This is a genomic window from Streptomyces sp. NPDC107500, from assembly GCF_055582785.1.
The window spans coordinates 22,416-45,468 of the sequence record NZ_JBVJPF010000009.1; the positions used below are offsets into that span (position 1 = coordinate 22,416).

17 protein-coding genes are annotated in these 23,053 nt (G+C 74.6%); 10 read left to right on the plus strand and 7 right to left on the minus strand.

Going from position 1 to position 23,053, the window contains the following annotated elements; genetic code table 11:
• The first annotated feature begins 234 nt into the window (after positions 1-234).
• From ACZ67M_RS32025 to ACZ67M_RS32045, 5 genes are all read left to right on the plus strand, one after another.
• Positions 235-978: an IclR family transcriptional regulator gene (locus ACZ67M_RS32025; RefSeq protein WP_361366811.1), complete on the plus strand. Its 744-nt coding sequence runs from the start codon at positions 235-237 to the stop codon at positions 976-978.
• A gap of 237 nt (positions 979-1,215) precedes the next feature.
• Positions 1,216-2,301 carry an S-(hydroxymethyl)mycothiol dehydrogenase gene (locus ACZ67M_RS32030; RefSeq protein ID WP_392014437.1) on the plus strand — a complete coding sequence of 362 codons (1,086 nt, stop codon included), beginning with the start codon at positions 1,216-1,218 and terminating at the stop codon, positions 2,299-2,301.
• The gene (locus ACZ67M_RS32035; RefSeq protein WP_469853804.1) at positions 2,298-4,754 is read left to right on the plus strand and encodes a GcvT family protein; all 2,457 of its coding nucleotides are present in this window, start codon (positions 2,298-2,300) and stop codon (positions 4,752-4,754) included. Before ACZ67M_RS32030 ends, ACZ67M_RS32035 begins: the two co-directional genes overlap by 4 nt.
• 18 nt (positions 4,755-4,772) lie before the next feature.
• Complete coding sequence (solA, locus tag ACZ67M_RS32040; protein WP_469853805.1) at positions 4,773-5,942, plus strand: N-methyl-L-tryptophan oxidase; 1,170 nt, start codon at positions 4,773-4,775, stop codon at positions 5,940-5,942.
• Complete coding sequence (locus tag ACZ67M_RS32045; protein ID WP_361366749.1) at positions 5,939-7,060, plus strand: aromatic ring-hydroxylating oxygenase subunit alpha; 1,122 nt, start codon at positions 5,939-5,941, stop codon at positions 7,058-7,060. Before solA ends, ACZ67M_RS32045 begins: the two co-directional genes overlap by 4 nt.
• On the opposite strand, the gene ACZ67M_RS32050 is transcribed toward ACZ67M_RS32045, so the two are convergent.
• From ACZ67M_RS32050 to ACZ67M_RS32065, 4 genes are all read right to left on the minus strand, one after another.
• Entirely contained in the window at positions 7,049-11,713 is a 4,665-nt protein-coding gene (locus tag ACZ67M_RS32050) for a coiled-coil domain-containing protein (protein ID WP_469853806.1), read from the minus strand. The two genes, ACZ67M_RS32045 and ACZ67M_RS32050, sit on opposite strands and share 12 nt — an antisense overlap.
• Before the next feature lie 59 nt (positions 11,714-11,772).
• A complete protein-coding gene (locus ACZ67M_RS32055) occupies positions 11,773-12,654 on the minus strand; it encodes a hypothetical protein (RefSeq protein ID WP_469853807.1) in 882 nt (293 codons plus the stop codon).
• Between the two features lie 103 nt (positions 12,655-12,757).
• Positions 12,758-14,284, minus strand: coding sequence for a hypothetical protein (locus tag ACZ67M_RS32060; protein WP_122617117.1), 1,527 nt, complete (start codon positions 14,282-14,284; stop codon positions 12,758-12,760).
• A gap of 171 nt (positions 14,285-14,455) precedes the next feature.
• Complete coding sequence (locus ACZ67M_RS32065) at positions 14,456-15,154, minus strand: GntR family transcriptional regulator (RefSeq protein WP_392014423.1); 699 nt, start codon at positions 15,152-15,154, stop codon at positions 14,456-14,458.
• Positions 15,155-15,273: 119 nt separating this feature from the next.
• On the opposite strand from ACZ67M_RS32065, the gene ACZ67M_RS32070 reads away from it, so the two are divergent.
• Genes ACZ67M_RS32070 through ACZ67M_RS32090 form a run of 5 tightly spaced genes read left to right on the plus strand, consistent with a single transcriptional unit; the run spans position 15,274 to position 19,725 of the window.
• Positions 15,274-16,593 (plus strand): MFS transporter, encoded by a 1,320-nt coding sequence (locus ACZ67M_RS32070; RefSeq protein ID WP_450734267.1) that lies wholly within the window; start codon positions 15,274-15,276, stop codon positions 16,591-16,593.
• Positions 16,590-17,423, plus strand: coding sequence for a putative hydro-lyase (locus tag ACZ67M_RS32075; RefSeq protein ID WP_469853808.1), 834 nt, complete (start codon positions 16,590-16,592; stop codon positions 17,421-17,423). The genes ACZ67M_RS32070 and ACZ67M_RS32075 overlap by 4 nt, the downstream gene beginning before the upstream one ends.
• 45 nt (positions 17,424-17,468) lie before the next feature.
• On the plus strand, positions 17,469-18,227 hold the full coding sequence (locus tag ACZ67M_RS32080) for a LamB/YcsF family protein (RefSeq protein ID WP_469853809.1): 759 nt from the start codon (positions 17,469-17,471) through the stop codon (positions 18,225-18,227).
• Complete coding sequence (locus tag ACZ67M_RS32085; protein WP_469853810.1) at positions 18,224-18,859, plus strand: 5-oxoprolinase subunit B family protein; 636 nt, start codon at positions 18,224-18,226, stop codon at positions 18,857-18,859. The genes ACZ67M_RS32080 and ACZ67M_RS32085 overlap by 4 nt, the downstream gene beginning before the upstream one ends.
• Positions 18,856-19,725 (plus strand): 5-oxoprolinase subunit C family protein, encoded by an 870-nt coding sequence (locus tag ACZ67M_RS32090; protein WP_469853811.1) that lies wholly within the window; start codon positions 18,856-18,858, stop codon positions 19,723-19,725. The genes ACZ67M_RS32085 and ACZ67M_RS32090 overlap by 4 nt, the downstream gene beginning before the upstream one ends.
• Before the next feature lie 64 nt (positions 19,726-19,789).
• Here the strand turns inward: ACZ67M_RS32090 and ACZ67M_RS32095 are convergent, their stop codons facing one another.
• Genes ACZ67M_RS32095 through ACZ67M_RS32105 form a run of 3 tightly spaced genes read right to left on the minus strand, consistent with a single transcriptional unit; the run spans position 19,790 to position 22,922 of the window.
• Positions 19,790-20,644, minus strand: a complete 855-nt coding sequence (locus ACZ67M_RS32095) for an SGNH/GDSL hydrolase family protein (RefSeq protein ID WP_392239203.1) — start codon at positions 20,642-20,644, stop codon at positions 19,790-19,792.
• A complete protein-coding gene (locus tag ACZ67M_RS32100) occupies positions 20,641-21,798 on the minus strand; it encodes a glycosyltransferase (RefSeq protein WP_392014405.1) in 1,158 nt (385 codons plus the stop codon). The genes ACZ67M_RS32095 and ACZ67M_RS32100 overlap by 4 nt, the downstream gene beginning before the upstream one ends.
• On the minus strand, positions 21,795-22,922 hold the full coding sequence (locus tag ACZ67M_RS32105; RefSeq protein ID WP_451855699.1) for a glycosyltransferase family 4 protein: 1,128 nt from the start codon (positions 22,920-22,922) through the stop codon (positions 21,795-21,797). Before ACZ67M_RS32105 ends, ACZ67M_RS32100 begins: the two co-directional genes overlap by 4 nt.
• Between the last annotated feature and the right edge of the window lie 131 nt (positions 22,923-23,053).

Genomic DNA, 23,053 nt, shown 5'->3' on the forward strand with positions numbered 1-23,053 from the left:
ACCCTTCCGGGATCCGGACGCTTCGGTAACATGATGTTTCACATGGCGCACTGGAGAGCGCTATGCGCAACAGAATCCGGGCGGGCGCCCGTGGCGTCAAGGGGTTCCCGCAGATGCGGCCCGATCGGGCCGCCAGGTGGTGAGAGTTGAGCCATGACCCGCACACAGCAGCAGCCCGACCCTGGTGAGGACCGCGTGGAGAACAAGCAGTCAGGCAGGGGCGCGGTCAGCGGCGTGCAGTCGGTGGACCGCGCCGTAACCGTGCTGGAGATCCTCGCCCGGCTCGGGGAGGCGGGTGTCACCGAGATCGCCGACGAACTGGACGTGCACAAGTCCACGGCGTTCCGGCTGCTCGGCGTGTTGGAGAACCGCGGTCTGGTGGCGCAGGAGAAGGAGCGCGGCAAGTACTACCTGGGCGCCGGCGTGCTGCGGCTGGCGGGAGCGGCGGCCGTGCGGCTGGACATCTCGCAGGAGGGTGTGCCCGTCTGCCGCGAACTGGCCGACGAACTCGGCGAGACGTCGAACATCGCGGTGCTGGACGACGACGCGGCGGTCAACGTCATGCAGGCCCGCGGCACCGCCTCGGTCACCGCGCAGAACTGGCTCGGCCGGCGCACCCCGCTGCACGCCACCGCCAGCGGGAAGGTACTGCTCGCCCATCTGCCGACCACCCTGCGCGAGGGGCTGCTGGCCCGTCCGCTGCACCGGTTCACCGAGCACACCGTCACCGGCGCGGCGGTGCTGCGCGGCGAGTTGGAGACGGTGACCGAGCAGGGATACGCGATCACCCAGGAGGAGTTGGAGATCGGGCTCGCGGCCGTGGCGGCGCCGGTGCGCTCGCACGACGGCAAGGTGATCGCCTCGATCAGTGTCTCGGGCCCGGTGTACCGGCTGACGCCGGAGCGGTTGCCGGACCTGGCCGAGCGCGCCCATGCCGCGGGGGTCGAGCTGTCCCGCCGCATGGGCTACGGCGGCTGAGCCCTCCGGCGGGGCGGCCCCGCCGACGTCCCGTCCGGCGGCGCGGGACCCGAACTCCCTTCCGGGGGCCCGGGTTCCGCGCCGTTGCGTGTCCGGCGTGTTTCTTACCCCGCGCCGGCAGCCCGCTCGTTTTGCCAAGGGTTAACCCGTACCTCTTGACGGCCCCTCGACGGCGTTCCCACTATGTTTCTCATCGCGCAACCCATCGTGCAATGCGCAACAGCAGAGGAGCTTCTCGTGTCACACGAGGTCCGTGCCGTAGTCGCTGTGAAGAGGGGCGCACCCGTCGAGGTGCGGACGGTCGTCGTCCCGGATCCCGGGCCCGGCGAGGTTCTGGTCGCGGTGCAGGCCTGCGGGGTCTGTCACACGGATCTGCACTACCGCGAGGGCGCGATCACCGACGACTTCCCGTTCCTGCTGGGCCATGAGGCGGCCGGCACCGTCGAGGCGGTCGGCGAGGGCGTCACCGACCTCGTGCCGGGCGACTACGTCGTGCTGGCCTGGCGGGCTCCCTGCGGTGGCTGCCGGTCCTGCCGCCGCGGCCGCCCCTGGTACTGCTTCGACTCGCGCAACGCCGCTCGTCCGATGACCCTGCTGGACGGCACTCCGCTGACCACCGCCCTCGGCATCGGCGCCTTCGCCGAGAAGACGCTGGTCGCCGCGGGCCAGGCCGTGAAGGTGGACCCGGCCGCCCGGCCCGAGGCGGCCGGTCTGGTCGGCTGCGGGGTGATGGCCGGTTATGGCGCCGCCGTCAACACCGGCGGCGTCGGCCGCGGCGACTCGGTCGCCGTGATCGGCTGCGGCGGCGTGGGCGACGCGGCGATCGCCGGTGCCGCCCTGAACGGCGCCATGAAGATCATCGCGGTCGACGTGGACGGCCGGAAACTGGACCGGGCGGAACGGTTCGGCGCGACGCACACCGTCGACTCCCGCGGCACGGACCCGGTCGAGGCGGTTCGCGCCCTCACCGACGGCCACGGCGTGGACATCGCGATCGACGCCGTGGGCCACCCGGAGACGTTCCGCCAGGCCTTCTACATGCGTGACCACGCCGGAGTGCTGGTCCAGGTCGGCGTGCCCACGCCGGAGACGACGGTCGAACTGCCGCTCATCGACGTGTTTTCGCGCGGCGGTGCGATCAAGTCGTCCTGGTACGGCGACTGTCTGCCGAGCCGCGACTTCCCGTTCCTGATCGACCAGTACCTGTACGGGCTGCTCGACCTGGGCGCCTTCGTGTCGGAGACGACGACGCTGGACCGGGTCGAGGAGGCGTTCGGCAGGATGCGACGCGGCGAGGTGCTGCGCTCGGTGGTGGTCCTGTGAGCGGCCACGGCCTGCGGCCCCCGCCCCGCGTGGTGGTCATCGGCGCGGGCGTCGTCGGCTGCTCCCTCGCCGACGAACTGACCGCGCGCGGCTGGACGGACGTCACCGTCCTCGAACAGGGCCCGCTGCCCGCTCCGGGCGGCTCCACCTCGCACGCGCCCGGCCTCGTCTTCCGGACCAGTCCGTCGCGCACCCTGACGGCGTTCGCGCGGTACACGGTCGAGAAGTTCACGTCCCTCACGTGGGACGGCGCCCCGTGCTTCCAGCGGGTCGGCGGCCTGGAGCTGGCCACCACGCCGGAGCGCCTCGCCGACCTGCACCGCAGGGCCGGATACGCCGCCTCCTGGGGCGTGACCGGCGAGATCGTCGACGCCGCACGCTGCAAGGAACTCTGGCCGCTGCTCGACGAGTCGGTGGTCCTCGGCGGATTCCACACCCCGGGGGACGGACTGGCCCGCGCCGTGCCCGCCTGCCGCGCCCAGCTGGACCGCGCCACCGCGCGGGGCGCCCGATTCCTGGAACGGCACACGGTCACCGGCATCGAGCGGCAGGACGGCCGGGTCACGGGCGTCGTCACCGACCGCGGCGCCTTCCCCGCCGACCACGTCGTCTCCGCCGCCGGATTCTGGGGACCGGTCGTCGGCCGCATGGCCGGCGTCGACGTACCCCTGCAACCGCTGGCCCACCAGTACGCGAGGACGGGGCCGCTGCCCGAGCTGAGCGGCGCCACCCAGGAGGCATCGAAGCCGATCCTCCGCTTCCAGGACCGCGACCTGTACTTCCGTGAGCACGGCGACCGCCTCGGCGTCGGCTCCTACGCCCACCGGCCGCTGCCCGTCGACCCGTTCGCCGTGCCCGGCTACGACGAGTCACGCGCCCGGCACATGGACATGCCGTCGTCGTACCCCTTCACCCCGCAGGACTGGGCGCCGAGCTGGGAGGACTGCCGCCGGCTGATGCCCGCCCTGCGCCGCTCGGACATCGAGTCGGGCTTCAACGGCGTCTTCTCCTTCACCCCGGACGGCATGCCGGTCCTCGGCGAGTCCCGTGACCTGCGGGGCTTCTGGCTCGCGGAGGCGGTGTGGGTCACCCACTCGGCCGGTGTCGCCAAGGCCGTCGCCGAGTGGATGGTGAACGGACGGCCGTCGCTCGACGTCCACGAGTGCGACCTCACGCGCTTCGAGGAGGCTCAGCGGTCACCGGCGTACGTCCGCGAACGCGGCGCGCGGCAGTTCACCGAGGTGTACGACGTGATCCACCCGCTCCAGCCGATGGAGCGGCCGCGTCCGCTCAGGGTCAGCCCGTTCCACGCGCGGCAGCGGGAACTCGGCGCGTACTTCCTGGAGGGCGGCGGCTGGGAACGCCCGCACTGGTACGAGGCCAACGCCGGGCTCGCCCCGGACGCGCGCCTTCCCGGCCGCGACGCCTGGTCGGCCCGGCACTGGTCTCCGATCGCGGCGGCGGAGGCCCGGGTCACCCGCGAGCGGGTCGCCCTGTACGACATGACACCGCTGCGCCGCCTGGAGGTCACCGGGCCGGGCGCCCTCGCCTTCCTGGACCGCATGACCAGCAACAACCTGCGCAAGAAGCCCGGCGCGGTCACCTACACCCTCCTCCTCGACGAATCTGGAGGCATTCGCTCCGACCTCACTGTCGCCCCCCTCGCCCCCGACCGCTTCCAGGTCGGCGCCAACTCCCCCGCCGACCTCGACCACCTCCTGCGCCACGCGCCCGGCGGGGAGGTGCACATCAGGGACATCACCTCCGGCACCTGCTGCGTCGGCGTCTGGGGCCCGCTCGCCCGCGACCTCGTCCAGCCGCTGACGCCGGACGACTTCACGCACGAGGCGTTCGGCTACTTCCGCGCCCGGGAGACGTACGTCGGCCACGTCCCGGTGACCGCGATGCGCCTGAGCTACGTCGGTGAGCTGGGCTGGGAGCTGTACACCACCGCCGACCTGGGCCTGCGGCTCTGGGACACGCTGTGGGAGGCCGGCCGGGACCTCGGCGTGATCGCCGCCGGACGCTCGGCCTTCAACTCCCTGCGCCTGGAGAAGGGATACCGGGCCTGGGGCACGGACATGACCGCCGAGGACAACCCGTACGAGGCCGGTGTCGGCTTCGCGGTCCGCATGGACAAGGCGGACTTCGTCGGCCGGGCCGCGCTGGCCCGCGCGGGCGAGCCCGGCCGACGCCTGACGCCGCTGCTCCTCGACGACCCGGCGGCCGTGGTCCTCGGCAAGGAGCCGGTCCACGTGGACGGCTCGCCCGCCGGGTACGTGACCAGCGCCTCGTACGGCTACACCCTCGGCCGCTGCGTCGCGTACGCCTGGCTCCCCGCCGGCCTGGCCGCCGGCACCGGTGTGCACGTGGAGTACTTCGGCGAGAAGGTGCCCGCCACGGTCGCCGAGGAGCCGCTGTTCGACCCGAGGATGACCCGTATCCGCCGCTAGGACGCCAGGAGGCCCTTCTTGTCCCCCACCTACGACGTGATCGTCATCGGCCTCGGCGGCATGGGCAGCGCCGCCGCCCACCACCTGTCCGCGCGGGGCGCCCGCGTGCTGGGACTGGAGCGGTTCGGCCCCGTGCACAACCGGGGCTCCAGCCACGGAGGTTCCCGGGTCACCCGGCAGTCGTACTTCGAGGACCCGGCGTACGTCCCCCTGCTGCTGCGCGCCTACGAGCTGTACGCCGACCTGGAGCGGGCCACCGGCCGGGACATCGCCCTGCTGTGCGGCGGCGTGATGGTGGGCCGGCCCGACTCGTGGACCGTGTCGGGCTCCCTGCGGTCGGCCCGCGAGTGGGGCCTGCCGCACGAGATGCTGGACGCGCGGGAGATCCGCCGCCGGTTTCCGACGCTCGCCCCGCGGGACGACGAGGTCGCCCTGTACGAGGCCAAGGCCGGCCTGCTGCGCCCCGAGAACACGGTCGCCGCCCATCTCCAGCTCGCCACCCGCCAGGGCGCCGACCTGCACTTCGAGGAACCGGTGACGCGCTGGGAGCCGTACCGGGACGGCGTCCGTGTGCACACCGGCGAGAACACCTACACCGCCGGCCGGTTGGTGATCTGCCCGGGCGCCTGGGCGCCGCGGCTGCTCGCCGACCTCGGGGTGCCGTTCACCGTGGAGCGGCAGGTCATGTACTGGTTCCAGCCCCGGAACGGCATAGACCGCTTCCTCCCGGCCAACCAGCCGATCTACGTCTGGGAGGACGCGGCCGGCGTCCAGGTGTACGGCTTCCCCGCCATCGACGGCCCGGACCACGGCGCCAAGGTCGCCTTCTTCCGCAAGGGGCAGGTCACCACCCCGGAGGCCATCGACCGGACCGTGCACGACCACGAGGTCCGGGCCATGGCGGACCACATGTCCGACCGTCTCCCCGATCTGCCCGGCACCTTCCTCAAGGCCGCCACCTGCATGTACACCACCACGGCGGACGAGCACTTCGTCATCGCCCGCCATCCCGCGCACCGCGATTCGGTCACCGTGGCCTGCGGATTCTCCGGGCACGGCTTCAAGTTCGTGCCGGTCGTCGGCGAGATCCTCGCCGACCTGGCCCTGACCGGCGGCACCGCGCACCCGATCGGTCTCTTCGACCCCGCTCGCCTCACCGCCGCGCCCGCCCGAGGAGCCAGCACGTGACGACGACCCCCCTGTCCCCCAGCCTCATCGCGACCCTGCCCGGCCGCTACTACACCGACCCGGAGATCTTCCGTCAGGAACAGCGGCAGGTCTTCGAGTCGCTGTGGTTCTGCGCCGTCCGCGGCGCCGACCTGGAACGGCCCGGTGCCTTTCGCACCGTGCAGGTCGGATCCGAGAGCGTCATCGTCACCCGCACCCGTACGGGCGCGCTGCGCGCCTTCCTCAACATCTGCCGCCATCGTGGTGCCCGGCTCTGCCTGGAGGAGTCGGGCGAGGTGCGGCGCAATCTCCAGTGCCCGTACCACGCCTGGACGTACGACCTCGACGGCCGGCTGGTCGCCGCGCCCGGCCTGACGAAGATGCAGGACGTCGACCGCGCCGCGTACGGCCTGGCCGAGGTCGCCCTGCGTGAATGGCTCGGCTACGCCTGGGTGTGCCTGGCCGACGAGCCGCCCTCCTTCGAGGAGACGGTGCGCGGTGCCGTCGTCGAACGGCTCGGCGACCCGGCGGCGATCGAGCGCTACGGGACGGAGCGGCTGGCCCTCGGCCGACGCGTCCGGTACGACGTGCGGGCCAACTGGAAGCTGATCGTCGAGAACTTCATGGAGTGCTACCACTGCGCCACCATCCACCCCGAACTCACCGACGTGCTGCCCGAGTTCGCCGACGGTTACGCGGCCCAGTACTACGTGGGCCACGGCGCCGAGTTCGGCGAGGAGGTCAAGGGCTTCACCGTCGACGGCGGCGAGGGCTTCGACCGGCTGCCCGAGGTGGCGGAGAGCCAGGACCGCCGCTACTACGCCGTCACCGTCAGGCCGACGGTCTTCGTCAACCTCGTACCGGACCACGTGATCCTGCACCGCATGTTCCCGCTCGCCGAGGACCGCACGGTCGTGGAGTGCGACTGGCTGTACGCCCCCGACGTGGTGGCGTCGGGGGCGGACCTGTCCCGGTCGGTGGAGCTGTTCCACCGGGTCAACACGCAGGACTTCGAGGCGTGCGAGCGGACCCAGCCCGCGATGTCGTCCCGCGCCTACCGCGGGGGCGGCGTGCTGGTGCCGACCGAGCACCACATCGGGCTCTTCCACCAGTGGCTGCGGGAGCGGCTAGGAGGCTGACGGCGCGGGGCGCTTGAACATCCGGGTCGCCGTGATCTCGCTGTGCACCGTCTCCCCCTCCCCCTCGGCGGCCGGGGCCGGCTGGGGCAGGCCGGGCCGCAGGTGCTCCTCGACGCTGATGTACTTCAGGCCGGCCCTGAGGTCGGCGTCGTTGCGCAGCCGGATGACCAGCGGGAACTCGGCGAGGGCGGTCGTGTCGAACAGGCCGGTGGTGTACAGCAGCTGGACGCCGAGGGCGTCGGACACGGCCCGCTGGAGCTCCAACAGGTAGGTGGCGTTGGCGCGCCCGATGGGGTTGTCGAGGAACAGGGTCCCCGCGTGGCGGTGCCGGTCGCGGCCCCGGTCGTTGCTGCGGAGCGCGGCCATCGTGCAGTACAGGGCGATGGCCGCGGTGAGCAGCTGGCCGCCGGAGAAGACGTCGCCCATCTGGCCGACGGGGACGCGCTCGGCGCGCAGCACGGCGTCGGGCTTGAGGATCTCGACGGCGACGCCCTTGGGCGCCAGGGCGGCGGCGACGCCCCGCAGCAGCAGGGACATGCCGTCGCGGCGCAGGTCGGAGTTCTTCTTCACGGCGGCCCGGGTGGCCTCGTCGACCACCTCGCCGAGCCGTTCGGTGAGGGTGGCCTGGTCGGGTTCCTCGAAGCGGATGCGCAGGAACTCCTGCCCGGACCACTCCCCCAGTCCTTCCGGCAGCCGGGAGAGGCGCTGGGCGGAGCGGAGGGTGGCGAGGGCCGACTCGACCAGGCCGCGCAGCCGGTCCACGATCGAGTCGCGGTTGCGCTCCAGCTGCGCGAGTTCGTCGGTGAGGACGCGGAGCCGGGGCGCGAAGGCGTCCCCCCACTTGGCCGCGTGCTCGGGCAGCGTCGCGGCGGGCAGCTCGCGGATCTGCTGCCGCGCGGGGGTGCGGACCTGCTCGTAGCGGGTGGAGTTGGCGTGCCGGACCAGGACGTCGCTCGCCTCGCGGACCCCGGCCTCGGCGGCGGACAGGTCGGCGGCGCAACCGCGCAGCGAACGGCGGGCCTCACCGGCCGACTGGCGGGCCTCCTCCAGACCGCCCGGATACGGCTCGGGCTCTTCCTGCTCCTCGTCGGCCGCGTGCTCGCGCAGCAGGTCGCGGAGCATCGCGGCGATCTCGTCGAAGCCGCCGGCGGCGTCCTCGGCGGCGCGGTGCGTGTCGAGCAGTCCGGCGTGGGCGTCGCGGGCCTGGGTGAGCGCCTCGGTGTGGGAGGCGAGTTCGGTGGTGGCCGTGCGCAGCAGGGTCTGGGCGTGGCCGGCGTCGCGGGGGAGGAGTTCCTCGGGCAGCTCGGTGTGGGCGTCGCCCTCCTCGGGCGCTTGCCGTTCGGCCTCGCCGCGCAGGCGGCCGAGCTGTTCGCTGGCGCTCGACATACGGGTCTCCAGGAGCTGCACCAGCTCCTCGGCGCGGGCGGCGGCGGCCTGCCGGGACGGTCCGTCGGAGCCGTCGGGCGACTCCAGGAGCTGCCCGGCCCGGGTGCGGACCTTGTTGCTGAGCCGGTCCAGGTCCCCGCGCGCGGCGCTCTCGTCGCTCTCGGCGCGGGCCTGTTCGGCGCGCAGGTCGGCGCCGACGCCGACCTTCTCGTACACCTGGGACGCGGCGCGGTAGGCCTCGCGCAGGTCCGGCAGGGACGCCTTCGGCGCTTGCGGGCCGTTGCCGGGCGTGTCCGGTCCGTCCTCGGTGACGTCGTCGGGGGCGCCGGCGATCTCGGAGCGCTCGGCGCGCAGCGCGCGGGCGGTGCGGCGGGCGTCGTCGGCGGCGCGCTGGGCGGCGCGGCGGTCCTCGTCGGCAGCGCGGGCCCGGTCCAGGCAGGCCTGGGCGCGGGCCTCGGCCTCGGCGCCCTCGTCGGCCAGTTCCCTCAGGCGGACCTGCCAGCCCGCCCGTTCGCGCAGCCGGAAGGCGAGCCCGGCGAGGGCGTCGGCGGCGCGGCGGGCCTTCTGCGCGGCCTCCTGACGCTCGTCCCGCAGATGCACGGCCTCGGCGGCGGCCTCGTCCGCCTCGGTCCGCGCGGTGCGCGCCTCGGTCAGTTCGGCCTCGGCCTCGTCGGCGAAGGCACGCGCCTCCTCGGCGGTCCGGGCGAGTTCGGTGAGGCGTCCGGCGGGGCAGCCGGTGCGCCAGGAGGCCAGCCGGGCGGCCAGCTCGCGGTCCTTGCCGAGCCGGGCGGCGAGGGTGCGGATCTCCTCGTCCCGCCGGGTCGCCCGCGCGCGCAGCGCGTGCCGCTCCTCGTCGGCCGCGTGCTCGTCGTGCATCGCGGGGTTCGGCGGTACGAGGAAGACGTCCCCGGCGTCGGAGTCGGGGGCCGGGGTGGGGGCGAGCAGGGCGGCGGCGGTGCCGACGGCGACGGCCGAACGTGGGAGGAGGGCCGCGTCGCCGAGGACGTCGCGCGCGCGGGTGTGCGAGTCGGGGTCGGTGATGATGACGCCGTCGACCAGTTCGGGCCGGGCGGCCAGCACGCGCGCGTGGTCGGCGGGGTCGACGGCCTGCGCGAGGTAGCGCCAGCCGGGCAGGGCGGGGATGCCGTGCTCGCCCAGGAACTCCACGGTGGCCAGCACGTCGGGGCCGGGCGGCAGCAGTCCGCCGTCGCCGAGCGCGCCGAGGATGCGGGAGTCGTCGGCGGCGGCGGTGCGCAGGTCGAACAACTGGCGTTCGGCGGAGGAGACGGTGTCGTCGAGCAGTTCGCGCAGTTCGTCGGCGAAGCGGTCGAGTTCCTGGGGCGTCAGGGCGCCGTCGGCCCGCGCGGGCGCGGGGTCGTGGTCCGCGTCGTGGCGGGGCTGCGGGATTCCGGGTCGGGTGCCGGCGGCGAGGCCGAGCAGCTCCGCGAGGCGTTCCTCGACGGCCAGTGCCCCGGCCGTGCGGCGCTCGGCCTCGTGGGCGCGTTCGGCCGCGGTGGCGGCGTCGGCCGCGCGGGCGGCCGTCAGTTCGGCGCGGCTCTCGGCGGACGCCGTCTCGCGCGCGTGCTCCGTGGCCCGGCGTGCCGACTCACGGGCGGTGTCCCAGGCCGCGACGGTGCTCTTCTCGGCGTCGCTGGCGGCGAGGGCCGCGCGGGCGGGGTCGGCGTCGGGCGCGGTGTCGTCGAGCCAGCCGGCCCGGACCGCTTCGGTGGTCTCCTGCTCGACCTCGGTGAGGCGCTGGCGCAGGTGCCCCACCTCGCTGCGGGCGCGCTGTGCCTCGGTGGCGGCGGTGGTGGAGTCGCGGTGCGCCGCGTCGCTGACCTCCTGGAGGGCGGCGGACCGCTCCTCCTCCTCGTTGGCGTGGCCCTCGGCCCGGCCGGCCGCCGCGTGCAGGGCGCGGACGAGGTCGACGGCGGCCTTGGCGCGGGCGGCGAGCGCGGGGGCCGCGTCCCGCTCGGCCTCCTGGATGGCGGCGGACACGCGGGCGACGCGGTCGGCGGCGGCGCGGTGGCGCAGTACGGCCTCGGCGGCCTGCCAGGCGGAGTGCAGGGTGCGCGCGTCGGCGAGTTCGCGCTTCTGGGCGGCGGCGGACTTCTCGGCGCCGGTCAGGGCGAGCGAGGCGTGCCGGTAGGCGAGTTCGGCGGCGATGAGGGCGCTGCGGTCGCGGGCCGACTCGGCGTGGGTGACGGCGCGGGCGGCGGCGGTGACCCGCTGGGCGAGGTCCGAGGCCCTGACCCGCTCCTGGGCGCCGCGCGCGGTGAGCCGCCGGGCGAGGGTCCTGGTCCGGCGCTCGGCCGCGGTGTGGATGTCGCGCGCGCGGGTGCGGACCTCGGCGGCCTCGACGATCCGGCCGAGCAGCTCGACGGACCCGGCGGTGAAGTCGCGTTCGGCGATCAGCTCGGCGCGCCGGCCCAGCTTGTTGCCGAAGCCGCTCACCAGGTCGGCGAGTCCGTCGGTGTCACGGGTGTCGGTGACCGCGCGCAGCAGCAGGTCGGTGAAGTCGGCGTCCTTCTTGACGGCGAAGAGGCCGGCGGCCTCGCCCTCGTCGGCGTTCATCTCGCGCTGGTAGCGGAAGAGTTCGGGGTCGAGGCCGAGGTCGCCGAGGTGCTCGATCCAGCGGTCGTGGATCTCCTCCCAGTGCACCTCCAGGTGCGGGTAGGCCTTGGCGGCCTCGGTGAGGGCGTCGCGGAAGCCCTTCATGGTGCGCCGCCTGCCCTGGGCGCCGGAGACGCCCTCCACGGGCGGGCGTACGGCGGTGGCCTCGGCGACGGGCAGGTTGTCCAGGGTCAGTCCGGGCCCGGGCCTGAAGGAGTACCAGGCCTCGGCGAACTTGCGGGGGTCGTTGGAGACCTGGCGCCCGCGCCACTCGCTGGCCTTGCCGACGACGACGCACTCGCCGCTCTGGACGTGCTGCCACTCCAGCGCGACGTGTCCGCAGTCGTCGGCGAGCAGGAACTTGCGCAGGACGCCCGAGCTGGCGCCGCCCAGGGTGTTGCGGTGGCCCGGCAGCATCACCGAGAAGATCAGCTTGAGCAGGACGGACTTGCCGCCGCCGTTCTCCAGGAACAGCACCCCCGCGGGGGCGGGGCGGCGCGGCGGGCCGACCGGCTCCTCCTCGAAGAACTCCGCCTGCGTGGGCGCGGGGTCGGGCACGGGCTCGCCCACACCGCGCAGGTCAAGCACGGTGTCGGCGTAGCGCGCACCGGCGGGTCCGATGGAGTAGAGGCGGACCCGGGACAGCTCGTACATGGCGGACTCTCGTAAGTCTTCGGGACGTCGGGGAGGTGGGGGCGGCGCTGGGCGCGGGGTCAGGGTGAGTGGAACGGCAGCCCGGCGTCGGCCACCAGCTCCAGGTCTTCCGTCTCCTCGGCGGGCAGCAGCGTCGCCGTGCCGTCGGTGACCGGGACGACGCCCAGGTCCAGCAGCTCGGCCATGGCGGCGCTGCCCGCCATGTCGCGCACCTGGAGCTGGTACCGCGCGGTCGTGCGGTAGGTGCCGCCGCTGTCGTCGCCGGTGCGCTGGAGGAAGCCGGACTCGGTGAGGAACCCGGCGGCCTTGCCGACGATGCCGGTGGTGGAGCCGGGGAGCCTGCGGGCGTCCTTGGTGGCGCCGGTGGAGCTGCGTCTGGCCCAGATCCGCCAGGCGGCCTCCAGGCCGGGGGCGTCGGTGGCCGGGTCGGTGTTCTCGCCCTGCTCGTCGGCGCGCTCCTCCAGCCGGCGGCAGGCCTGGCGGACGAAGGCGTCCACGCCGTTGACCGTGACGCGGCCGATGTAGCCGTCGTCGGCGAGGTCCTCGGGGCGGGGGTAGGCCATGGCGGCGAGGGCGAGGTGGGCGAGGCCATGCAGGAAGCGGTCGCCGGAGTCGGTGGCGGCGCGGCGCGCGTAGTCGCCCATGCGGACGGCGAACACCGAGTCCTCGGCGGCGGTGACGGCCATCCCCGCGCGTGGGGAGACTTCCAGCACGATCAGTCCGAGGCCGGCCGCGACGGCGTCGGCGAGACGCGCGAAGGGCGGGTCCTCGCGGTACCGGCGCAGCAGGTCGGCGTACTCCTGGTCGCGGGCGGGCAGCAGCTTGGGCTGGAGGCCGAAGGAGACGAGCCGCGCCGCGTCGGCGGCGTCGGCGGGCGTGACGGCCGCGGTGGCCGGCGCGGCACCCGCCTCCGGTTCGCTCCGGTCGACGTGCTCGGTCACGGTCGGTTCTCCTCGCTGTGCCGGCGCTCGATGCCGTGCCGGCACTCGTGTTGTTCGGATCGTCGGGGCGTATGGCGGTGGCGGGTGTGGCGGTGGGTGACGGTCATGCCGCCTCCGAGCGGGCGGCGGCCATGCCCGCCGCGTCCAGCAGCGCGGTGCCGACGATGAGGTCGGCGCCGCCGAACTCGTGGTCGTCCAGCTCGGTGCCGTCGTCCACGGCGAACAGCAGTTTCGGCTCGCCCTGCCGGTAGGCGGTGCCGACCGGCGGGCTGGCCGCGTGCACGGCCAGCAGGGCGACGAGGTAGGGCAGTTCGGGGTCCTGGGCGCGGGCGTCGGCCAGCAGTCCCGACAGCCGGCGCGGGGCGTCGTGCGGGAGGTCGAGCAGCTCCATGGCGGCCGCGAGCTGCTCCTCGCTGAAGCGGCTGTCGTCCGGGGTGGCGATCAGGTCGGGTTCCGGCATCTCGGCGCCCAGGTGCTCCCGCTCCACCGGCGGGGTCAGGAGTATGTCGACGAGGTCGCCGACCCGGACGGAGACGGGCGTGCGCAGTCCGGTGCCGCGGGCGAAGAAGGCGTCGGTGACGCGCAGCGCCCGCTCCAGGGGCAACGGCAGGACGGGGGCGACCAGATGGCCGTAGAGATCGAGGCCGGAGGTGGTCAGGGGCGTGGCGAAGGCCTGCCGGTCCTGTTCGGCGCGGAAGAGGGGGCCGGCCTCCAGGAGGCGGGACTGGAGCTGGGTGTGGCGGCGGATGCAGTCCTTGACGATGTCGACCAGCTCGGCCGCGCGGCGCTTGTGCTCGTGGTCCTCGGACTCGTCGCGGGCCTTGCGGATGTTGGTGAGGATCGCGTTCTCGTGGCGGTACCGGTCGGCGACGTGGTCCAGGGCCTCGGCGATCATGTCGGGGACGGCGCTCAGCCAGTCCACCGCGCGCACGTTGCGCCGGGTGGCGTCCAGGGCGCGGCGGAGGGTCTCGGAGTACTGCACCGTCCGGTACCGGGCCTGCTCGGCGGCGAGCTGGGCGTCGGCGAGGCGGCCCCGGCTGATCAGCACCTCCAGCTTGACCTCGGCGGCGATCTGGGCGCTGGTGACGTCGGTGTCCAGGGCGCCGACCAGGACGTTGACCGCCTCGTCCGTGGTGCGCAGGTAGACGGTGCCGCCGGGGCCGGGGACCTCCTCCAGGAGCTTGAAGTCGTAGTCCCGGCGGACGTAGGTACCGTCCGGTCCGAAGGTGCCGTAGACCGCGCGGAAGCCGCGGTCGACGCTGCCGACGTTGATCAGGTTCTCCAGGACCCAGCGGGCCACCCGCTCGTGCTCGGCGGCGGGACGGCGCGGGGCCTGGGCGGCGACGCGCGGGATCAGCCTGGCCACTATCTGGTCGTGGTCGGCGCCGGTGTCGAAGTCCATGTTCAGCGTGACGAGGTCGATGGCGGCGAGGGCGACCTCGGCCATGCCGTACACCGAGTACTCGCCCGCGAGGTTGGCCTTGCGGGCGTCCAGGTCGTGCAGCGGCGCCGTGCAGGCGAGCGCGCGCAGCCGCCGCGCCAGTCCCTCGTCGGCGGCCGGGCCCGGGGCAGGGCGCGGCCCCGCGCTGAGCTGGGGCGGAACGCTGTCCGTCGGTGCAGGCGAAGTCACGGTGCACAGACTAGGTCCTCGGTCTGACATCGACCCAAACGACGCAGATGCGCCCCGGCACGGCGGTCCGCCGGCCGCGGGGATCACCGGGGGGCGTGGCCGGTGCCGCGGGGACGGGGGCGGCGGGCACACCCCGGCCGGCCGCGTCACCGACCTGTCCGGTCGGCTCGCCTAGGGGGTGTCGTCCCCGACCCGCCGCAGGTAGACCTCGACGACGCGCTTGAGGGAGTTGTCGAGGTAGACCGCGAGCAGGCGCTCCGCCGTCTCCCGTTCGCCGTTCTCCAGGGCCGTCAGAAGCTCCGCGTTCCGTGCGATGTACGGCTCGTGCAGGCGTCGTGGGTCGTCCACGACGTGGAAGGCCAGGCGGAGTTCGGCGAAGACGCTGCGCATCAGTTCGTCGGTGCGCTCGCTGCCGGCGAGGGCGACCAGTTCCCGGTGGAAGTGGATGTTGGCCGTACCGACGGCTTTCCAGTCACCTTCGCGGGCCGACCGGCGCCCGTCCTCGACGGCCTCGGTGAGCCCTTCGAGGGCGTAGGGGGGCTCTCCGAGGCCGCGTACGACGGCGCACTCGACGAGGGAGCGGGTGCGGTAGATGTCCTCGACGTCCTCGACGGTCAGGACGCGGACGAAGACGCCCCGGTTCAGCTCGTGGACGAGCAGGCGTTCGTGGGTGAGCAGCCGGAACGACTCGCGCAGGGTGTTGCGCGAGACGCCGAGCGCGCCGCCGATGCTGTCCTCGGACAGGCGGGTGCCGGGTGGGAAGTAGCCCTCGGCGATCCGGCTCCTGAGGATGTCCGAGACCCGCTCGGCGGTGCTGGTCCGGCCCAGGAGGGCGCGGTCGTCGGCCAGTCCCGTCAACTGCTCTGCCATGCCCGGAATTCAATCGCAGATACCAGAACGAAACAACAGGGGTATTGAGGGATCGTTGAACGATCCTCTACGGTGCCAGGAAGTGCACGCACCCTCCGTCCTCCCCATGCGAGGTGCCCATGAGCACAACCCCTCCCCCACGGGCCCTGTCCACCGAGGCGCGTCCCGGCGCGGATGAACACACCACGGACGACGGCCCGTTCGGCTGGCTGCGCGCCCTCGGCCCGCGGGGCCGTCGCGCGTTCGGCGGCGCGTTCGGCGGATACGCCCTCGACTCCTACGACTACTTCACACTGCCGCTCACCATGGTGGCGCTGGCCGCGTACTTCGGCCTGGACAGCGGCCAGACCGGCCTGCTCACGACGGTGACCCTGGTCGTCTCGGCGATCGGCGGCGCCCTCGCGGGCGTCCTGGCGGACCGCGTCGGCCGGGTCAAGGCACTGATGCTCACCGTGATCACCTACGCCGTGTTCACGGTGGCCTGCGGTTTCGCCCCCAACTACGAGACGCTGCTGGTCTTCCGCGCCCTCCAGGGGCTCGGCTTCGGCGGTGAGTGGGCGGTCGGCGCGATCCTGGTGGCCGAGTACGCGAGCGCCAAGCACCGGGGCCGCACCCTCGGCGCGATCCAGAGCTCCTGGGCCGTGGGCTGGGGGCTCGCGGTGGTTGTGTACACGCTGGTGTTCTCGCTGGTCGGCGACGACCTGGCCTGGCGTGTCATGTTCTGGACGGGTGCGCTGCCGGCGCTGCTCGTCGTCTGGGTCAGGCGCAGCGTCCACGACGCGCCCAAGGCCACCGAGATCCGGGAGCAGGGCGCGAGCAAGGGCTCTTTCGCGGCGATCTTCAAGCCCGGCACCGCGAGCGCGCCCGGCCTGCTGCGCGTCACGCTCTTCGCCAGCCTGCTCTCCACCGGCGTCCAGGGCGGCTACTACACCCTCGCCACCTGGGTGCCGACCTACCTGAAGGACGAACGGGACCTGTCGGTCGTCGGCACCGGCGGCTACCTGACCTTCCTCATCTCGGGCGCCTTCATCGGCTACCTCACCGGCGGCTGGCTCACCGACGTGCTGGGCCGCAAACGCAACATCTGGCTGTTCGCCCTGCTGTCGGCGGTCTGCATCCTGGCGTACGCGAACATCCCCGACGGCGCCAACACCCTGCTCCTGGTCCTCGGTTTCCCGCTCGGCTTCTGCATGTCGGCCATCTTCAGCGGCTTCGGCTCGTACCTGAGCGAGCTGTACCCGACGACGGCACGCGGCGCGGGCCAGGGCTTCACGTACAACACCGGACGCGCCGTGGGCGCCGTCTTCCCGACCACGGTCGGCTTCCTGGCCGACAGCTGGGGTGTGGGCGGCGCGCTGGTCTTCGGTGCCATCGGCTACGGAATCGCGGCGCTGGCCCTGCTGTGGCTGCCGGAGACGCGCGGAAGGGAACTGGCGTGAACCACTCACCGCACGTGGCCGAGGACCGGCCGCTCGCCCTCGTCGAACGGCAGGCGCACGCGTGGAGCCCGAAAACCGCCCGCTCCCTCTTCCGGGAGGGGCTGGCCGGTCCCACGGCGGGGGTCGCGGCGGGCCACACCCAGGCCAACCTGATCTCGGTGCCCGCCGACTGGGCGTACGACATGCTGCTGTTCTGCACCCGCAACCCGCAGCCCTGCCCGGTGCTCGACGTCACCGACGCCGGGTCCTGGACCACCGTGCTCGCCGACGGCGCGGACCTGCGCACCGATCTGCCGCGCTACCGGGTGTGGCGGGACGGCGAGCTGGTGGAGGAGCCGACGGACGTGCGGGCGCACTGGCGGGACGATCTGGTGACGTTCCTGATCGGGTGCAGCTTCACCTTCGAGTGGGCGCTGTCCTCGGCCGGCGTCCCGATCCGGCACGTCGAGCAGGGCCGCAACGTCCCGATGTACGTCACCACGCGTCAGTGCCGTCCGGCGGGGCGGCTGCACGGCCCGATGGTGGTGTCGATGCGCCCCGTGCCGCCCGCGCACCTGTCGGCGGCGATCCACGAGACCAGCCTGCTCCCGGCGGTGCACGGCAGCCCGGTGCACTGCGGCGACCCGTCGGCGCTCGGCATCGAGGACCTGGGCCGGCCCGACTTCGGCGACGCGGTGGACGCCGAGCCGGACGACATCCCCGTGTTCTGGGCCTGCGGGGTGACCCCGCAGGCGGCCGTCATGGCCTCGCGGCCGCCCTTCGCCGTGACCCACGCGCCGGGGCAGATGTTCCTCACCGACGCCCGCGACGAGCAGTACCGCGTCGCCTGACCCCGGGTGCCCCTGCGGGCGCCCGAGAGCGGAGACACTGGAGACATGACCTCGATCGACCTCAACGCCGACCTCGGCGAGGGCTTCGGCCGCTGGCGGCTCACCGACGACGAGGGCCTGCTCTCCGTCGTCACCAGCGCCAACGTCGCGTGCGGGTTCCACGCCGGCGACCCGGCCACCATGCGGCGGGTGTGCGAGCTGGCGGCCGAGCGGGGCGTGACGGTCGGCGCCCAGGTCTCCTACCGGGACCTGGCCGGGTTCGGACGGCGCGCCATGGACGTGCCGCCCGCCGAGCTGGCGGCGGAGGTGGCCTACCAGATCGGCGCCCTGGCGGTCTTTGCCCGCGCGGCGGGCACGCGCGTGGCGTACGTCAAACCGCACGGCGCCCTCTACAACCGGGTGGTCCGGGACGAGGAGCAGGCGGCGGCGGTCGTCGACGGCGTGCTCCTGGCGGGCGGCGCGCTGCCCGTCCTCGGGCTGCCCGGCTCGCGGGTCCTGGAGCGGGCCGCGGAGGCGGGACTGCCCGCCGTGCCGGAGGCCTTCGCGGACCGGGCGTACACCGACCGGGCCACGCTGGTGCCGCGCGGGGAGGAGGGCGCGGTGGTCACCGAACCCGACTCCGTCGTGGCCCGCTCCGTGGAGCTGGCCCGCTCCGGCACGGTCACCGACCGGTCGGGAGCGGTCGTGACGGTCCGCGCGCGCTCCCTGTGCGTGCACGGCGACACGCCCGGCGCGGTGGACCTGGCCCGCCGGGTGCGGGAGCGGCTGGAGGCGTCGGGCGTCCGGGTGGAGGCCTTCGCGTGAACGTCCTGCCGGTCGGCGACGACGCCCTGCTGATCGAGGTCTCCTCGGGCGAGGAGGCGGAGGCGCTCCGCGCGGAGCTGCTGCGGCGCCGCGCGGAGGGCACGCTGGCCGCGCGGGAGGTCGTCCCGGCGGCCCGCACCGTCCTGCTCGACGGTGTCGCCGACCGAGCCCGGCTCGCGGCCGAACTGACCGCCGCCGAGGTTCCGCCCGCTCCCCCGCGCGCGGGGCACGTCGTCGAGATCCCCCTCCGCTACGACGGCCCCGACCTGGCCGACGTGGGCGCGCACTGGGGAGTGGAGCCGCGGGAGGTGGCGCGCATCCACGCGGACACCGAGTTCCGGGTCGCCTTCTGCGGGTTCGCGCCCGGCTTCGGCTATCTGACCGGCCTCCCCGCCCGGTACGACGTGCCGCGCCGGGACACCCCGCGCACGGCCGTCCCGGCCGGTTCGGTGGCGCTGGCCGGTCCCTACACGGGCGTGTACCCGCGCTCGTCGCCGGGCGGCTGGCAGTTGATCGGCACCACGGACGCCGTGCTGTGGGACCACACGCGCGTGCCCGCGGCACTGCTGTCGCCCGGCACGCGCGTCCGGTTCGTCCCCGACGGACCCCGGGAACGGCAGGGCCGCTCATGACGGACCGTGCGCTCGCCGTCGTCCGGGCCGGGGCCCTGACCACCGTGCAGGACCGGGGCCGCCACGGTCACGCGCACCTCGGCGTCCCCCGCTCCGGGGCGCTCGACGCGCCCGCGGCCGCACTGGTCAACCGACTGGTCGGCAATCCGCCCGAGGCGGCGGTCCTGGAGACCACCCTCACCGGCTGCGCCCTGCGCCCCCGGTGCGCGGTGACCGTGGCGGTCGGCGGCGCGCCCTGCCCGGTGACGGTGGACGGGAGGCCGGTGTCCTGGGGCGCGCCGGTCGGTGTGCCGGCGGGCGCGCTGCTCGACGTGGGGCCGGCCGGCTCCGGCGTCCGCTCCTATGTGGCCGTCTCGGGCGGCGTCCTGGCCGAGCAGGTGCTGGGCAGCCGCTCCACCGACCTGCTGTCCGGCCTGGGACCGCCGCCCCTCTCGGACGGCATGGTGCTCGCCCTGGGGCGGCCGCGCGGGCGGCACGCGTGCGTGGACGTCGCCCCGCAGCCGGCACCCCCGGCGGAGCTGATCCTGCGGGTGACGCCGGGCCCGCGCGCGGACTGGTTCACGCCTGGGGCGGTACGGACGTTCACCTCGCGCGCGTACCGGGTGTCGGCCGCGAGCAACCGCATCGGACTGCGTGTGGAGGGACCCCCGCTGGAGCGTGCCCGTGCGGGCGAGCTGCCCAGCGAGGGCATGGTGCTCGGGGCGGTCCAGGTGCCGCCGGACGGCCGGCCCGTGGTGTTCCTGGCCGACCATCCGACGACCGGCGGCTATCCGGTGATCGGCGTCGTCCGCTCCCGCGACCTCCCCGCGGCGGCCCAGGCGGTACCGGGGACGCCGGTGCGGTTCGTGGCGGTACGCGAGCGCTGACCCGCGCAGGTGGAGGTGCGTCCGGCACCGGACGTCCCAGCCCGTAGCCTTCCGGTGGCGGCTCTCAGGCCGCCTCCGCCTCCCGTCCGCCGTTCGACGCGAGCGCCTCGAGGGCGGCGGTGACAGCCGCGGACGTGCGCAGGTCGAGCCGGGCGCTCGTCCCGCGTGCGTGGTGGCGCAGTTCGCCGGCGGCCAGGGTCAGCAGTTGGGGCAGCAGGTCGGTGCAGCGCCGCGCCACCCAGCCGGTGCCCGCGGTGGCCAGCCACCACAGACTCGCCGCCCGGGTGGGGGCGGCGAACTCGTTGTCGGGCGAGGGCGCGGGACCGGTGGCGACGCCGCGCTCGGCGAGCAGCGCGTGGAAGCGCAGGGCCAGCTGGCGGTGGCCCCGCTCGCCGGGATGCAGCCGGTCCACGCTCCACATCGAGCGGTCCGTCGTCCAGCCGCCCTCGCACGCGTGCAGGTGCACCGCCCCGTACCGGTCGGACAGGGCGTGCACCACGGCGTTGACCGCCCGTTGCCGCCGGGCCAGTGGACGGGCGAGCGCGTCCGGCAGCCCGAGCATCGTCCCGGGGTCCGGCAGACACGCCGTCAGCAGCAGCGCGCCGCGCCCGGTGCAGGCGGCGTACACCGTGTCGAGGCGGGCGGCGATCGCCCCGAGGTCGAAGGTGCGGCGCAGGGTGTCGTTGACGCCGACGACGACGGACACGAGGTCGGGGCGCAGGGCGAGGCCGGCCGGCAGCTGCCGCTCGGCCACGTCGACGGTCTGCGCGCCGCTGCGGGCGAGGTTGGTGAAGAGGACGGGCTGCTCGGCGAGTCCGGTGGCCAGCAGCGCGGCCCAGCCCCGCCACCCGTGCCCCACCGGGTCGCCCACGCCCTCGGTCAGCGAGTCGCCGAGGGCCACGAAGCGGAGGCGTCTCATGACACGGTCTCCGGCAGCGCGGGGCGCGTGGGGACGGCCGCGTCGTGCGCGGCGAGGAACGCCTCGACCGCCGTGTCCCAGCCGAAGCACTCGGCACGCGCGCGTGCCGTCCCGCGGCGGTCCGCCTCCCGGCGTCCGAGCAGCGACTCGACGGCGTCCGCGAAGGCCTCACCGTGGTCGGCGGCGACGGCCCCGGCGGAGCCGATCACCTCGGGCAGCGCCGACGACGCGCTCGCGACCACGGGCGTGCCGCAGGCCATCGCCTCCAGCGCGGCGAGCCCGAAGGTCTCCGCCGGTCCGGGAGCCAGGCACAGGTCGGCGGACGCCTGGAGCGCGCCCAGCAGCCCGGGGTCGGCGACGTGACCGAGGAAGGCCACCGGCAGCCCGCGCTCCCGTGCCCGCTGTTCGAGCCGCGCGCGCAGCGGTCCGTCACCGGCCACCACCAGCACCGCCCGGACGCCGCGCCGCCGGAGCGCGTCGAGGGCGTCGAGAGCCGTGCCGGGCCGCTTCTCGACCGACAGCCGGGAGCACGCCGCCAGCAGGACCTCGTCCCCGCGCGCGAAACGAGCCCGCAGACCCGGGTCGCGCAGCGAGGGGTGGCGCCCGGTCAGGTCGACGCCGAGTGGCGCCCGTACGACGTTGCGGGCGCCGACGCGGACGAACTCCCGCTCGGCGAACTCGGTGGTGCACACCACGCGCGCGTAGGTGTGCGCCGTGCGGATGTTGAGTGCGTCGGCGGCGCGCCGGGCGGCCGGCTCGGGCAGGCCCCAGGTGCGCAGCACGCCGTCGGTGGTCTCGTGGGAGACCATCACGGCGGGGACCCTGGCGCGCCGGGCCCACCGGCCGGTCCAGCGCAGCGTGGTGCGGTCGGACACCTCCAGGCGGTCGGGTGCCAGGTCCGCCAGGAGCGCGCTCACGCGCCGCCTGTCGGTCAGGACGCGGTAGCCGCCGGTGCCGGGCAGGAGCGGCCCGGGGAGGGTGATCACCCGGCCCTGCTCGGTCTCCCGGTCGTCGGCGTGCTCGCCCGGGACCACGAGGACGGGGTCGTGTCCGGCCGCCCGGTATCCGCGGCCCAGCTCGCGCAGCGCGGTGCGCAGGCCGCCCGAGGCGGGTGCGACGAAGTTGGCGAGCCGGACGATCCGCAGCGCGTTCATGCCGCCAGCACCGCCTTCCGCGAGGCCAGCACGTCCCTGTAGTGCCCGATCAGGCGGTCGCCGACGGCCGCCCACGTGCGTCCCTCGACCTTCGCCCGGCCGGCCGCCCCGTACGCGGCCCGCAGTACGGGGTCCGCGGACAGGGACCACACGGCGTCCCGTACGGCGGCGGCGTCGCGCGGTGGCACCAGCAGGCCGGTGCTGCCGTGGGCCACCAGATCGAGCGGGCCGCCGGCCGCCGGGGCGACGACGGGCACGCCGCTGGCCATGGCCTCCTGGACGGTCTGGCAGAACGTCTCGAAGGGGCCGGTGTGCACGAAGACGTCCAGGGAGGCGAAGACCCGGGCCAGTTCCTCGCCGGTGCGGCGGCCGAGGAAGACGGCGCCGGGCAACGCCTGTTCCAGGCCCGGCCGGCTGGGCCCGTCCCCGACGACCACCACGCGCACGCCCTGGAGGGCGCAGACGCCGGACAGCAGCTCCACCTGCTTCTCGGGGGCGAGGCGGCCCACGTAGCCGACGATCAGCTCGCCGTTCGGGGCGAGCCCGCGGCGCAGTTCCTCGTCGCGCCGGTCGGGCCGGAAGCGGACGGTGTCCACACCGCGCGGCCACAGGCCGAGGCGGGGCACGCCGTGCGCCCTGAGGTCGCGCAGGGCCGCGCCGGAGGGGGCGAGGGTGAGGTCGGCGGCGGCGTGCACGGAGCGGATGCGGCGCCAGGCGGCCGCCTCGCCCGCCCCCATGTACGTGCGGGCGTAGCCGGCCAGGTCGGTCTGGTAGACGGCCACGGCGGGCACGCCGAGGCGGGCGGCGGCGGCCATGCCCCGGACGCCGAGGACGAAGGGGCTGGCCAGGTGGACGACGTCCGCGCGGTGTTCGGCGATGGCGGCGGCCACGCGCCGGCTGGGCAGGGCGACGCGGACCTGGGGGTAGCCGGGGAGCGGGAGGGAGGGAACGCGGACGAGCGGGCACGGAGCGGAGGCGTCCGCCGCGTGGCCGGCGGCGGTGGCCGGTGCGACGACGACGCATTCGTGACCGCGGTCGACGAGGTGCCGGGCGGTCTGCAGCGCGCAGTGGGCGACGCCGTTCACATCGGGGGGAAAGGATTCGGTCACGATGACGACACGCATACCGGTGTTGTCGCCGGACTGGACGTGCTCGCGTCAACGTCGATCTTTCCGGCCGGGAAACGTCCCATGAGCGTTGCCCGTGCGCCCGGGCGGGCCGGCCGAAGGCCATGTCCGGCGGGCCCGCGCGCCAT

What these genes read in the sequence shown, in the direction of transcription:
- ACZ67M_RS32050 (WP_469853806.1), bottom strand. Translation starts at nt 11,713, where the DNA reads ATGTACGAGCTGTCCCGGGTCCGCCTCTACTCCATCGGACCCGCCGGT.
- ACZ67M_RS32065 (WP_392014423.1), bottom strand. Translation starts at nt 15,154, where the DNA reads ATGGCAGAGCAGTTGACGGGACTGGCCGACGACCGCGCCCTCCTGGGC.
- ACZ67M_RS32070 (WP_450734267.1), top strand. Translation starts at nt 15,274, where the DNA reads ATGAGCACAACCCCTCCCCCACGGGCCCTGTCCACCGAGGCGCGTCCC.
- ACZ67M_RS32080 (WP_469853809.1), top strand. Translation starts at nt 17,469, where the DNA reads ATGACCTCGATCGACCTCAACGCCGACCTCGGCGAGGGCTTCGGCCGC.
- ACZ67M_RS32090 (WP_469853811.1), top strand. Translation starts at nt 18,856, where the DNA reads ATGACGGACCGTGCGCTCGCCGTCGTCCGGGCCGGGGCCCTGACCACC.
- ACZ67M_RS32095 (WP_392239203.1), bottom strand. Translation starts at nt 20,644, where the DNA reads ATGAGACGCCTCCGCTTCGTGGCCCTCGGCGACTCGCTGACCGAGGGC.
- ACZ67M_RS32100 (WP_392014405.1), bottom strand. Translation starts at nt 21,798, where the DNA reads ATGAACGCGCTGCGGATCGTCCGGCTCGCCAACTTCGTCGCACCCGCC.
- ACZ67M_RS32105 (WP_451855699.1), bottom strand. Translation starts at nt 22,922, where the DNA reads ATGCGTGTCGTCATCGTGACCGAATCCTTTCCCCCCGATGTGAACGGC.